The sequence below is a fragment of the Burkholderia cepacia ATCC 25416 genome (assembly GCF_001411495.1).
Lineage (GTDB): Bacteria > Pseudomonadota > Gammaproteobacteria > Burkholderiales > Burkholderiaceae > Burkholderia > Burkholderia cepacia.
The window spans coordinates 2672532-2685598 of the sequence record NZ_CP012982.1 but is presented as its reverse complement, the minus strand read 5'-3'; the positions used below and the strand labels follow the sequence as shown (position 1 = coordinate 2685598).

The following is a 13067-nucleotide window of genomic DNA, read 5'->3' as shown; positions in this document are numbered from 1 at the left end:
TTCGTTTGCGGCGGCGACACGTGGAAGTTGCGGCCGCCTCCTGTCGCGATCACACGCCCGGAAACGACGTGCCGCCGGCGGCTCTCCCGCGCGGCGGCATCGTCATTTGCACAGCGCTGCACCACGCGCCGCTCAATATCCCTTCGGCTGGATCGCCGGCGCACCGTTGCCGCGCGCCGCCTGCGTGCCGCCGCGCACGAAGCGGCGCCCGTGCGGGCCGTACACGCCGTCCGGTTCCGGGTACAGCGTCAGCAGAGCGAAATACATCATCCCGCCCATCACCAGCGACACCGGCACGCTCAGGTCGAGCCCGCCCGCGAGGTTGCCGAGCGGCCCGACGAACTGGCCCGGCAGGTTCACGAACGACAGCCCGACGAACGCGGCCGGCAGCCACGCACCCATCGCGCGCACGTTCCAGCCGTGCGTGAACCAGTAATGGCCGCCGCGCAGCCCGCGGTTGAACACCTGCAGGTCGTCGGCGAGATAGTGGCCGCGCCGCGTCACGTAGCCGATCACCATGATCGCCATCCACGGGCAACTGAAGGTATCGATCAGCGTCGAGAACGTCGCGACGCTTTCGACGAGGTTGAACCAGAAGCGGCCGACGAAGATGAACGCGATCGCGATCGTGCCGATCAGCAGCGTCGCACGCACGCGATTCAGGTGGCGCGGGAACATGCTCGACACGTCCAGGCCGGTACCGTACAGCGCGGTCGTGCCGGTCGACATCCCGCCGATGATCGCGATCAGGCACATCGGCAGCAGGAACCAGCGCGGCGAGATCGCGAGCAGGCCGCCGACGTAGTCGTTCGACGCAATGAATGCGGGCGCCTTCGCCGCGATGATCGTCGCGGTCGCGAGGCCGAAGAAGAACGGCACGAAGGTCGCGATCTGCGCGGCGAACACGGCGCCCATCACGCGATGCTTCGGCGTGTGCTGCGGGATGTAGCGGGCCCAGTCGCCGAGCGTCGACGCGAACGACACCGGGTTGCTCAGCGCAACCAGCACCGCGCCGACGAACGCGGCCCAGAAGCCCGCGCTGCCCTGCTGCACCGTGCCCGCGTAGTTCATGTCGAACAGGCCGGCGAACGCGAACAGGCCCGCGACGAACAGCACGCTCGCGGCCCACACGGCGATCTTGTTGACCCACAGCATGAAGCGGAAGCCGTAGATGCAGACGATCAGCACGAGCACCGCGAACACCATGTACGCCGCACCGAGCGTGAAGCCGTTGACCGGCACGCCGACCATGTTGTGCGCGCCGCCGACGAGCGCATCGCCCGAGCTCCACACCGCGAGCGAGAAGAACGCGATCGACGTGAGCAGCGCGAGGAACGAGCCGACGATCCGGCCGTGGATGCCGAAATGCGCGCCGGACGACACGGGGTCGCTCGTGCCGTTGCGCGGGCCGAACAGGCTCATCGGCGCGAGGATGCAGGTGCCGGCGAGCACGCCGAGCACGATCGCGCAGACACCCGCCTTGAACGACAGCCCGACCAGCACGGGAAAGCTGCCGAGCACCGATGTGGAAAACGTATTGCAACCGCCGAACAGCAACCTGAACAGATCGATCGGCCGTGCATAGCGCGATGCATCGGGAATGCGCTCGAAACCGAACGATTCGACCTGCGTAATCCTGCCTTCACTCATTTGTCTCCAGCTCCTCTCGTGCATCTGTACGGCCCGGGACTGCGGCGATACGACACATCGTCATCGATTCGCGGCCACTCTAAACCGGATTGCACGGCGCAAATATCACGCATTCGAGACGTTTACGACGAAGGAGAACAATGTTTCCCGGCAGGCCGGCGGCCGGCGCCCGCGCCATCCGTACGGCGCGGGCGATGCGACGTCAGTTCGCGCGTTCTGCCGCCGGTGCGCGGCATGCGATCAGGCCCCGCTGAACGGCTTGCCGCGCCTCGATACCGGCGAGCCAGCGCTCGACGTGCGGGTAGCCGGCGAGGTCGAGATCGAGCTCGGCCGCCGTGCGCAGCCACGGGAACGCGGCGATGTCGGCGATCGAGTACCGCGACGAAGCGAGATACGCCGATTCCGCCAATCGGCCGTTCACGACGCCATAGAGACGCCGCGCTTCGTTCCGGTAGCGCTCGAGCGCTTGCGCATTGACCGTCTTCGATGCATGCAGGAACCACCAGAGCTGGCCGAGCATCGGCCCGATCCCGCCGATCTGGAAGTGCAGCCATTGCTGCACCGCCGTGCGCTCGGCCAGCGTTTCCGGATGCAGAAAGCGCGTCTTCGCGGCGAGATAGCCGAGGATCGCACCGGATTCGAACACGGTCAGCCCGGTGTCGTGGTCGACGATGGCCGGGATCTTGCCGTTCGGGTTGATCGCGAGATAAGCCGGGCTGCGCTGCTCGCCGGCGGACAGGTCCACGTGCACGCGCTCGTGCGCGAGCCCGGCCTCCTCCAGGTAGATCGCGATCTTGTGCCCGTTCGGCGTGTCGGCCGTATAGAACGTGAGGGAATGCGTCGAAGTCATGTCGGTCCTTGTCTTACGGTTATCGTTGCAACTACAATCGTTGCAATTGCAATCCTATGCCGGAACCGACGCCCCGGCGACATGCCAATACCGGAAGGAGGGACATGCAGACTGCGCGATCCGGTCCGCCCATGCGGACGCCCGACACCCGCCGCGCCGCGGTGGCCTGCCTCGAAAGGCTGCTGACGCAGCGGCTCGCGCCGCGTGGCCGTGCGGTGTCGCCGCTCGGCGCGATGCGCGCGGCCGCCGATTGCCTCGAACGCGATGCGGCGACAGCGGAACACGTCTGGATCGTGCGAGCCGACACGCGTGCGCCGTTGGCAGACGCGGGGGCGCATCTCCGCATCAGCGCCTGGCCGCTGCGGTTTCTCGATGCGCGCAAGCGGTTCGAGCGGCCGCTGCTGTACCTGCTGCATGCCCGCGCGACCGACCGGCTGCGGCTGGCGTCGATCGAAACCGTCGACCGCGGGATCTTCGTGAACGATGCCGAAACGCTCGCGTCGTCCTGGCCGAAAGGCGTGACGCCCGACGTCCCGCACTGGCTGGCCGCGAACCCCGCGTGCACGCCATACGATCCGGCCTCGGGGCATGAGGCGATCGCGATCCTGCGCCACGCGCTGCGGGCGCTTTATGTCGCCGGCCAGCCGGGGTTCTGCTACCTCGCGAGCCACGACGACCCCGTGCCCGATGCGAAACCGCTGTCGGCCACCGCGGCCCGCGATGCGTTCAGCGGCATGGTGCGGGCCGGCCGGCGGGCGGCGGCCGGCGCGGCCGCCCGGATCCGGCTGTGCGGCGCGGGCAGCACGCTTGCACAGGTGCAGGAGGCGGCCGATCTGCTGCGCGACGAATGGCGCGTCGATTCGACGATCTGGAGCTGCCCGAGCTACACGCAGCTCGCCCGCGACGGTCACGCGGCCGACCGGTGGAACCTGCTGCACCCGCACGACGAGCCGCAGGTCGCGCATGTGCGCCGGTGCATCGGCGACAGCCGCACGCCGGTGCTCGCCGTGACGGGCTATGCGCGGCACGTCGCCGCGCAGATCGGCGCGTTCGTCCCGGCCCGCTTCGCGGCGCTCGGTGCGGACTCGGCGGGCCCGGACACCGGCGCACGCGCGCCGAATGCGCGCTGGATCGCCGCGGTCGCGCTTCGCCTGCTGGCCGACGACGGCCGCGTGCCTGCCGACTGGGCCGTGCAGGCGATGCGCCGCCACGCGAGCGGCTGACGCGCCGGCGGGCCGCCGCTACTTCGCGTCGGCTGCCGCCTCGCGCGCCGCGGCGGTCGCACGATCGAGCGCGGCGGCCATCGCCGCCTGCTCCTTGCCGCCGAACTGATCGAGGAAGAGTTCCGCGACCGTCGACTGGTACACCTTCCACATTTTCTTGCGCAGCGTGCGCCCCTTGTCGGTGATGCTCGCGTACGCGGCGCGGCCGTCGTCCGCCGAACGGGCGCGCGTGACGAGCCCTTCCTGCTCGAGCCGGTCGACCAGCCGCGTGAGGTTGTAACGCTCGATCGCGAGCACGTCGGCCAGCTCGTGCATCCGGCGCGTGCCGTCGGGCCCGCTCTCGAGCCCCCACAACGCGTCGTACCACGCATACGCCGGCAGGCCGGCAGCCGCGAGGCGGCGCTCGATTTCGCGAATCATCGTCCGGTGCGCGCGGACGAACGAGAACCACAGATCGGGTTCGGGTGCGCTCATGTCAGGTCGTTCCTCTCATTGAATTGCAGTTGCAATTAAATTTTACCTCGATAACAATTGCCCCATACGATTGCAATTGCAATTACCTGCCCGCCGATCGACGGGCGTCCCGTCGCGCGATGCGGCGCCACGACCGCCGCCCCGCGCAGCCTTATGCTTCTGGAGACATTGCATGACCGCACCTCTCGCGCTACCCGACATCGACCCGCAGGAAACCCGCGAATGGCTCGATGCGCTCGAATCCGTGATCGCGCTCGAGGGCCGCCCGCGCGCGCATTACCTGATCGACCGGCTTTCCGACCTCGACGCGGCGCGCCACGGCGACCTGCACGGCCGCGTGACGACCGCGTACGTGAACACGGTGCCGCGCGAACGGCAGCCGGCCTATCCGGGCGATCTCGCGCTCGAACGGCGCCTGAACGCGATGATCCGCTGGAACGCGATGGTGATGGTGCTGCGCGCCGGCCGGCATTCGAACGTCGGCGGGCACATCGCGACCTACCAGTCGGCCGCTGTGCTGTACGACGTCGGTTTCGATCACTTCTTCCGCGGCCGCACCGATACTTTCGACGGCGACATGGTCTACATCCAGGGCCATTCGGCGCCCGGCATCTATGGCCGCGCGTACCTGGAAGGCCGCATCACGGACGCGCAACTCGACAACTTCCGCCGCGAGACCGGCCGCGAAGCGGGACGCGACGGGCTGTCGTCGTATCCGCATCCGCGGCTGATGCCGGATTTCTGGCAATTCCCCACCGTGTCGATGGGGCTCGGGCCGCTCACGGCCGCGTATCAGGCGCGCTTCATGCGCTACCTCGAATATCGCGGGCTGAAAGCGCACCAGGGCCGCAAGGTCTGGGCATTTCTCGGCGACGGCGAAATGGACCAGCCCGAATCGCTCGCCGCGATCTCGCTCGCCGGGCGCGAACGGCTCGACAACCTGATCTTCGTCGTCAACTGCAACCTGCAGCGTCTCGACGGCCCGGTGCGCGGCAACGGCAAGGTCATCCAGGAACTCGAAGGCACGTTCCGCGCGGCGGGCTGGAACGTCGTGAAGGTGATCTGGGGCGGCGGCTGGGATCGCCTGCTCGAACGCGACACAACGGGCCTGCTGCGTCAGCGCATGATGGAATGCGTCGACGGCGACTACCAGACCTTCAAGTCGCAGAGCGGCGCGTACGTGCGCGAGCATTTCTTCGGCAAGTATCCCGAACTGCTCGAGCTCGTCGCCGACCTGTCCGACGACGACATCTGGAAACTCGCGCGCGGCGGCCACGATCCGGAAAAGGTGCATGCGGCCTATACGCAGGCGATGCATGCGGACGGGCGGCCGACCGTCGTCCTCGCGAAGACGGTCAAGGGCTACGGAATGGGCGAAGCCGGCGAAGGCCAGAACGTGAACCACCAGTTGAAGAAGATGAGCGCGGATGCCGTACGCGCGTTCCGCGACCGCTTCGCGCTGCCGGTCAGCGACGCGCAACTCGACGACCTGCCTTACCTGAAACCCGAACCCGGCAGCGCCGAGGCACGCTACTTCGCGGAACGCCGCGCCGCGCTCGGCGGCCACGTGCCCGCCCGCTTCAGCGACGTGGCGCCGCTGCCGGTGCCGCCGCTCGCCGCCTTCGACGCGCAGCTCAGGGACAGCGGCGAACGCGCGCTGTCCACGACGATGGCGTTCGTGCGCATCCTCGGCACGCTGCTGAAGGACCCGGCGCTCGGCAAGCTGGTCGTCCCGATCGTGCCGGACGAATCCCGCACGTTCGGGATGGAGGGGCTGTTCCGCCAGATCGGCATCCACTCGCATCTCGGCCAGCTCTACACGCCGCAGGACGCGGGCCAGCTCAGCTACTACCGGGAAGCGAAGGACGGGCAGATCCTGCAGGAAGGGATCAACGAATCGGGCGCGATCGCGTCGTGGATCGCGGCCGGTACCGCCTACAGCAACCACGGCCTGCCGGCGATCCCGTTCTACATCTTCTATTCGATGTTCGGGCTGCAGCGGGTCGGCGATCTCGCGTGGGCGGCCGGCGACGCGCGTACGCGCGGCTTCCTACTCGGCGCGACGTCGGGCCGCACGACGCTGATGGGCGAAGGGCTGCAGCACGACGACGGGCACAGCCACGTGCTGTCGTCGGTGATTCCGAACTGCGTGTCGTACGACCCGACCTACGCGTACGAACTCGCGGTGATCGTGCGCGACGGCCTGCGGCGGATGTTCGCGGAACAGGAGGACGTCTACTACTACATCACGCTGCTCAACGAGAACTACCCGCATCCGGCGCTGCCCGACGGCGCGGAGACCGGCATTCTCAAGGGCCTCTACCTGCTGCGCGAAGGCACGTCGCACGCGGCCGACGTGCCGCACGTGCAGTTGATGGGCAGCGGCGCGATCCTGCGGGAAGTGATCGCCGCGAGCGACCTGCTCGCGCAGGACTTCGGCGTGTCGAGCGACGTGTGGAGCGCGACGAGCCTGAACGAGCTGCGCCGCGACGGGCTGGCCGCCGAACGCTGGAACCTGCTGCATCCCGACGAGGCGCCGCGCGTGCCGTACGTGCAGCAATGCCTCGACGGCCGCACGGGGCCGGTGGTCGTCGCGACCGATTACATGAAGATCGTCGGCGACCAGATCCGTGCGTTCGTCGACGGCCGGCGCTTCGTGTCGCTCGGCACCGACGGCTTCGGCCGCTCGGATACGCGCGACGCGCTGCGCACGTTCTTCGAGGTCGACCGGCACTTCATCGTGGTCGCGGCGCTGAAGGCGCTCGCCGACGACGGCGCGATCCCGCGTGCGCGCGTCGGCGAAGCCATCCGGCGCTACGGCATCGACATCGACAAGATCGATCCGGCCAGCGTGTAGTCACGCGGCGCGCGGCAGGCAGGATTGCGCCGGCCTGCCGCGCCGCCTTGCCCGCGCTACTGCCCCGACTGCGCGAGCGGGCCTTGCAGCCCCTGCCCCGTTCCCGACGGCCAGCCGCCCGCAAGCGCCTTGTACAGCGCGACCGTCGACGCCGCACTGCGCATCCGCCCGTCGGCCGCCGCATCCTGCGCCTGCAGCAGCGTGCGTTGCGCGTCGAGCACTTCGTAGTAGTCGATCGCGCCCGCCGAAAAACGCGTCTGCGCCAGTTGCGCGGCACGCGCGCTGTCGGTCGCGGCCCGCACGAGATGGTCCGTCTCGTCACGCGTGCGTGCCGCACGCAGCAGCGCGTTCTCCGTTTCCTCCAGCGCCCCGAGCACGGTCTGCCGGTATTGCGCGAGCTGCCCGGCCGCTTCCGCATCGCTCGCGGCGATCCGTGCGCGCACGCGGCCGACGTCGAGGAACGACCAGTCGATGCCGAGCGCGATCAGGTTCGTATCGCTGCCCGCACGGAAGAACCCGTAGCTGCTCGTCGCGCTGCCGAGCAGGCCCGACAGCGTGAAGCGCGGAAACAGGTCGGCCGTCGCGACGCCGACGCGTGCAGTCGCCGCGTGCAGCCGCGCCTCGGCGGCCGCGACGTCGGGCCGGCGCCGCAGCAGGTCGCCCGGCGTGCCGGGATCGATGTCGGCGGCCAGCGCCGGCAGCGGCACGGGCGTGCCCGCCGACGCGGCGGCCTTCGGGAGATCGAAGCGGCCGATCAACGCATCCGGCGTCTGCCCGGTCAGCACCGCGAGCCGGTGCTCGTCGACGCCGATCGCCGCTTCGTACACGGCGATCCGCGACGTCGTCGATTCGTACTGCGCGCGCGCCCGCGCCGCATCGAGTTCGGAGCCGCGCCCCGCGCCGACGCGCGCATTGATCAGCGCGAGCGTCTGCTTCTGGTTGTCGGCGTTCTCGCGTGCGATCCGCAGCCGCTCCTGCGAGCCGCGCAAGTCGACGTACGTGCTCGCCACCTCGCCGGCGATCGCGACGCGCACCGCGCGCACGTCCGCCGCGCTGGCAGCCGTCTCCGCGCGCTGCGACTCGATCGAACGACGCACGCGGCCGAACAGGTCGAGTTCCCACGCCGCATTGATCCCGACGCTGGACGTCGGCGTATCGCGCTGGCTGCGCGGCGCCCCGAACGCCTGGTCCTTGATCATCAGCTGATGGCCGATCTTGCCGCTCGCGGTGATCGTCGGGTAGCGGTCGAACGTGGCCTGCGACAGCAGCGCATTCGATGCGTCGTAGCGCGACACGGCGACCTGGAGATCCTGGTTCGCCGCGAGCGCCGTGTCGATCAGCTGCGTCAGTTGCGGATCGCCGAAACCGCGCCAGAACGCGGCATCGGCATCGGCCGACACGTCGGGCGGCGTATCCGGCGTCTTGCCGGGCGGCAACGCGTCGCGCTGCGCCGCCGGATGCGCGTCGCGGGCAAACCGCTCGGCGGTGGCCGTATCGGGCCGCCTGAAATCGGGGCCGACCGCGCATGCGGCGAGCGTCACCGACATCGCGAGCGCGGAAAGACGGAAAGCGGCGCTCATCGGTTTTCTCCTTCGAGGGTGCCGTGGTGTTCGCTCCACACGGCCGGCGTGCCGCCCGCGAGCTTGCGGATCGCCACATAAAACACGGGCGTCAGGAACAGCCCGAACAGCGTGACGCCGAGCATCCCCGCGAACACGGTGATGCCGGTGGCGGCCCGCACTTCGCTGCCCGCGCCGCCGCCGATCAGGAGCGGCACCGAACCCGCGATGAACGCGACCGACGTCATCACGATCGGACGCAGCCGCAGCTTGCACGCTTCCAGCGCGGATTCGATCACGCCCTTGCCCTGGATTTCCAGCTCGCGCGCGAACTCGACGATCAGGATCGCGTTCTTGCACGCCAGCCCCATCAGCACGACGAGCCCGACCTGCACGAACACGTTGTTGTCGCCTCCCGACAGCCACACACCGAACAGCGCCGCACAGATGCACACGGGCACGATCAGGATCACCGCGAGCGGCAGCGTCCAGCTCTCGTACAGCGACGCGAGCACGAGGAACACGAGCATCACCGCGAGCGGGAACACGACGATCGCCGCGTTGCTCTGCGTGACCTGCTGGTAGCTGAGGTCGGTCCACTCGAGCACGATCCCCGGCGGCAGCACGTCCTTCGCGATCTGCTGCAGCTTCTCGATCGCCTGCGACGACGACATCACCTTCGGATCGGCGTCGCCGATCAGGTTGGCGGCCGGATAGCCGTTGTAGCGGACGACCGGGTCGGGCCCGTACGCGGGCGCCACCGTCACCATCGAGCCGATCGGCACCATCTCGCCCTTCGCGTTGCGCGTGCGCAGGTTCGCGATGTCGGCGGCCGTCTGCCGGTGGCCGGCGTCTGCCTGCGCCATCACGCGGTACACGCGGCCGAACAGGTTGAAGTCGTTCACGTACATCGAGCCGAGATAGACCTGCAGCGTGCTGAACAGGTCGGTCAGCGCGACGCCCTGCGCCTTCGCCTTCAGCCGGTCGACCTTCACCTCGAGCTGCGGGATGTTCGCCTGGTACGAGCTAACCGGGTAGCTCATCCCCGGCGTCTTCGCGACCGTGGCCTGGAACGCGGTGAGCGCGTTCTGCAATGCGCCGTAGCCGAGCCCGCCGCGATCCTCCAGGTACAGCGAATACCCCGAGCCGTTGCCGAGGCCCTGGATCGGCGGCGGCATCAGCGCATAGGTGATGCCGCCGCCGATGGTCGCGAAGCGTGCGTTCAGGTCCGCGTTGATCTGCGCGGCGCTGCGGTGGCGCTGGTCGAACGGCTTCAGGATCACGTACGAGTTCGTGATGTTCGGCGTGTTCACGCCCTGCAGCGCATTCAGCCCGGCAAACGCCGGCACCATCTCGACACCGTCGGTGCCGAGCGCGATCTTCGTCATCTGCTCGGTCACCTCGCTGGTCCGCGCCAGCGACGCGCCTTCCGGCAGCTTCGCGCCCGCGAACAGGTACAGCTTGTCCTGCACCGGGATGAAGCCGCCCGGCACCGCGTTGAGCAGCAGCGCGGTCGCCCCGAGCAACGCCGCATAGACCGCGAACACCACCCCGCGCCGCTTCAGCGTGCGCGAGACGACGCCGTGATAGCGATCCGAGCTGCGGTCGAAGAAGCGGTTGAACGGACGGAACAGCCAGCCGAACGCGCGGTCGAGCCCGCGCGTGAGCGCATCCTTCGGCGCGCCGTGCGGACGCAGCAGCTTCGCGGCGAGCGCGGGCGACAGCGTCAGCGAGTTGATCGCGGAGATCACCGTCGAGATCGCGATCGTCACCGCGAACTGCCGGTAGAACTGCCCCGTGACGCCCGACATGAACGCCATCGGCACGAACACCGCGCACAGCACGAGCGCGATCGCGACGATCGGCCCCGACACCTCGCGCATCGCCTGGTGCGCGGCGTCGCGCGGGCTCAAGCCCTGCGCGATGTTGCGCTCGACGTTCTCGACGACCACAATCGCATCGTCGACCACGATCCCGATCGCGAGCACGAGCCCGAACAGCGTCAGCGTGTTGATCGAATAACCGAGCAGATAGAGCCACGCGAACGTGCCGACCACCGAGACGGGCACCGCGACGAGCGGAATGATCGACGCGCGCCATGTCTGCAGGAACAGGATCACGACGAGCACGACCAGCACGACGGCCTCGATCAGCGTGTGCTGCACCGCGCGGATCGAATCGCGCACGAATACCGTCGGATCCCACACGGGACGGTACGCGACGCCGGGCGGGAAGCGCTTCGACAGTTCGTCGAACTTCGCATACACGGCCTTCGCGACTTCGAGCGCGTTCGCCCCCGGCGACAGGAAGATGCCGACCACGGCCGATTGTTTGTCGTTGAAGTACGAGCGCAGCGTGTAGTCGCCCGCGCCGAGCTCGACGCGCGCGACGTCGGACAGCTTCACGACCTGGCCGTCGTCGCCGTTGCGCAGCACGATGTCGCCGAACTCCTGCACCGTGCGCAGCCGGCCGCGCACGTTGATCGACAGGAGGAAGTCGTTTTTCTTCGGCGTCGGCTCCGCGCCGAGCTGGCCGGCCGACACCTGCACGTTCTGCTCGCGCACGGCAGCAATCACGTCGCTCGCGGTCAGCCCGCGCGACGCGAGCCGGTTCGGGTCGAGCCACAGCCGCATCGCGTAGTCGCCGGAGCCGGACAAGCCGACGTCGCCGACACCGGTCAGCCGCGACAGTTCGTCCTTCACGTGCAGCGTCAGGTAATTGCGCAGGTACAGCGAATCGCGGCTGTTGTCCGGCGAATAGAGGCTCACGTACATCAGCGGCGTCGGCGACTGCTTCTGCGTGGTCACGCCGTACTGGCGCACCTCGTCGGGCAGGCGCGACAGCGCCTGGCTCACGCGGTTCTGCACGCGCACGGCGGCCGTGTCGGGATCGACGCCCTGCAGGAACGTGACGACGACCTGCAGGCTGCCGTCCGACCCGGCGACCGACTTCATGTACATGATGCCTTCGACACCGTTGATCGCCTCTTCCAGCGGCTCGGCGACCGATTCGGCGATTTCCTTCGGGTTCGCGCCCGGGTACGTCGCACGCACGACGACGCTCGGCGGCACGACTTCCGGATATTCGCCGGCGGGCAGCATCGGAATCGAGATCAGGCCGATCGCGAAGATGACGATCGACAGCACGACCGCGAAGATCGGCCGGTCGATGAAGAATCGGGAGAAATCCATCGTATCGCTCCCGTCACTGCACGGCCGGCGCGCCGGCATCGGCGACGGCCTGCGTGCCGTTGCCCGATCCGCTGCTCGGCCCGCTGCCCGTGCCATCACCGGCACCGGCATCGGCGCGTACGGGCAGTGCCTTCGGCTTCACCTGCGCGCCCGGATAGTAGATCCGCTGCATGCCGTCGACGACCACGCGGTCGCCCGCCTGAAGCCCCTTCTCGATGATCCGCTCGCCGTCCAGCCCGCGGCCGATCGTCACGTCATGGCGCAGCGCCTTGTCGCCGGGGCCGATCACATACACATACTTGCGGTCCTGGTCGGTGAGCACGGCCTTGTCGTCGACGAGCAGCGCATCCTGGTCGCGGCCGCTGACGAGCTGCACGCGCGCATACAGGCCGGGCGTAAACGCATGGTCCGCATTCGCCAGCCGCACGCGCGCGCGGATCGTGCCCGTCTGCGGGTCGAGACGGTTGTCGAGGAAATCGACGGTGCCCGCATGCGGGAAGCCCGTCTCGTTCGCGAGGCCCACGCGAACCGGATCGGCACCGATCGCGCGATGCTTCGGGTCGGCACGCCGTGCGTTGTAGCGCAGGTAGCTCTGTTCGTCGCAGTCGAAATACACGTAGACGGGGTTCTGCGACACGACGGTCGTCAGCAGCGTGTCGTCCGCGCGCGCCAGGTTGCCGACGGTGGCGACCGCGCGGCCGACGCGGCCCGCGATCGGCGCGCGCACTTCGGTGAAGCCGAGATTGAGCTTCGCGTCGGCGACGGCCGCGTCGGCCGCCTGCAGGTCCGCCCGCGCCTGCTCGGCCGTGGCGCGCGCGTTGTCGAGTTCTTCCTGCGACGTCGCATGCGCATCGATCAGCGTCTGCACGCGCTTGAGCTGCACGTTCGCGAGGCTCGCGGCCGCGCGGGCCCGCTGCAGCTGCGCGTTCGCGCGATCGAGTGCGATCCGGTACGGGCGCGGGTCGATCTCGAACAGCAGCGCGCCCTGCGCGACCAGGTCGCCCTCCTTGTAGGCGACGCGCTGCAGATAGCCGCTCACGCGCGGCCGCAGTTCGACTGCGTCGACCGCTTCGACGCGTCCGTTGAATTCGTCCGCGAGGCGGATCGTGCGCGGCGCGATGGTGGCAACGCCGACTTCGGGAAGGGCCGGGGCCGACGATGCGCCTTTGCCGTCGTGACAGCCCGACAACGCCAGCAGCAGTGCACAGGCCGCGCCCAAAGGCGACGTCCTGCGTAGGGATAAGGAGAGCATGATGCCTCGCG

Annotated in this window: 8 protein-coding genes; 2 read left to right on the top strand and 6 right to left on the bottom strand. The window is 68.9% G+C overall.

The window, feature by feature from the left end; genetic code table 11:
• Positions 1-132: 132 nt before the first annotated feature.
• Both APZ15_RS29240 and APZ15_RS29235 read right to left on the bottom strand, forming a co-directional pair.
• Positions 133-1650, bottom strand: coding sequence for a purine-cytosine permease family protein (locus tag APZ15_RS29240; RefSeq protein WP_027789416.1), 1518 nt, complete (start codon positions 1648-1650; stop codon positions 133-135).
• Between the two features lie 202 nt (positions 1651-1852).
• Positions 1853-2500, bottom strand: coding sequence for a glutathione S-transferase family protein (locus APZ15_RS29235; RefSeq protein ID WP_027789417.1), 648 nt, complete (start codon positions 2498-2500; stop codon positions 1853-1855).
• A gap of 131 nt (positions 2501-2631) precedes the next feature.
• Here APZ15_RS29235 and APZ15_RS29230 point away from each other — a divergent pair, with 131 nt between their 5' ends.
• Positions 2632-3723 (top strand): transketolase-like TK C-terminal-containing protein, encoded by a 1092-nt coding sequence (locus tag APZ15_RS29230; RefSeq protein ID WP_034195961.1) that lies wholly within the window; start codon positions 2632-2634, stop codon positions 3721-3723.
• Positions 3724-3741: 18 nt separating this feature from the next.
• Here APZ15_RS29230 and APZ15_RS29225 read toward each other — a convergent pair whose 3' ends face one another.
• Positions 3742-4197 carry a MarR family winged helix-turn-helix transcriptional regulator gene (locus APZ15_RS29225; protein WP_027789419.1) on the bottom strand — a complete coding sequence of 152 codons (456 nt, stop codon included), beginning with the start codon at positions 4195-4197 and terminating at the stop codon, positions 3742-3744.
• Positions 4198-4369: 172 nt separating this feature from the next.
• Here APZ15_RS29225 and aceE point away from each other — a divergent pair, with 172 nt between their 5' ends.
• Positions 4370-7054 carry a pyruvate dehydrogenase (acetyl-transferring), homodimeric type gene (gene aceE, locus APZ15_RS29220; protein WP_027789420.1) on the top strand — a complete coding sequence of 895 codons (2685 nt, stop codon included), beginning with the start codon at positions 4370-4372 and terminating at the stop codon, positions 7052-7054.
• 56 nt (positions 7055-7110) lie between these two features.
• Here the strand turns inward: aceE and APZ15_RS29215 are convergent, their stop codons facing one another.
• From APZ15_RS29215 to APZ15_RS29205, 3 genes are read right to left on the bottom strand one after another with little or no spacing between them, the layout of a single operon-like run.
• Positions 7111-8634 carry an efflux transporter outer membrane subunit gene (locus tag APZ15_RS29215; protein ID WP_027789421.1) on the bottom strand — a complete coding sequence of 508 codons (1524 nt, stop codon included), beginning with the start codon at positions 8632-8634 and terminating at the stop codon, positions 7111-7113.
• The gene (locus tag APZ15_RS29210) at positions 8631-11804 is read right to left on the bottom strand and encodes an efflux RND transporter permease subunit (RefSeq protein WP_027789422.1); all 3174 of its coding nucleotides are present in this window, start codon (positions 11802-11804) and stop codon (positions 8631-8633) included. Before APZ15_RS29210 ends, APZ15_RS29215 begins: the two co-directional genes overlap by 4 nt.
• 13 nt (positions 11805-11817) lie before the next feature.
• Positions 11818-13056 carry an efflux RND transporter periplasmic adaptor subunit gene (locus APZ15_RS29205; RefSeq protein WP_027789423.1) on the bottom strand — a complete coding sequence of 413 codons (1239 nt, stop codon included), beginning with the start codon at positions 13054-13056 and terminating at the stop codon, positions 11818-11820.
• Between the last annotated feature and the right edge of the window lie 11 nt (positions 13057-13067).